We start from the raw sequence: 318 nt of genomic DNA, 5'->3' as shown, positions 1-318 counted from the left end.
AAAAAAACCCCCCCCCCCCCCCCCCCCCCCCCGAGTTTTTAAATCATTATAAAAAATATAATTATGATTCATTTTCAGGAGCTGAGAATGGCCCGTACAGGCATCATGCTTGTTGGATTGGAAAAGGTGTACATGCAGGCGCTATTCCTGTTATTAAAGATAAGGTGGTATTGAATAGGTGGCGTAGTGAGCTTTACGTAAAAGATATCACATCCAAGTCTGGAGGGATATACACAATCTCGGTTGAAAATCCGGTGGGTCATGCCGGAGTGATTGACTTTGCGGGTGTAGGTGGCGTGACGCTATTTTTTAATGATT

General features: G+C 44.0%; 1 protein-coding gene. It reads left to right on the top strand.

Features of this window, described 5'->3' with window-relative positions; all coding sequences use genetic code 11:
- Positions 1-318 (top strand): hypothetical protein (locus AXK11_RS10165; protein ID WP_231865736.1); only part of this gene is annotated, 318 nt, incomplete at both ends.

Origin of the sequence: Cephaloticoccus primus (assembly GCF_001580015.1) — a bacterium.
Lineage (GTDB): Bacteria > Verrucomicrobiota > Verrucomicrobiia > Opitutales > Opitutaceae > Cephaloticoccus > Cephaloticoccus primus.
Note: the sequence above shows the minus strand (reverse complement) of the source record. Positions and strands in the feature narration are given on the sequence as shown.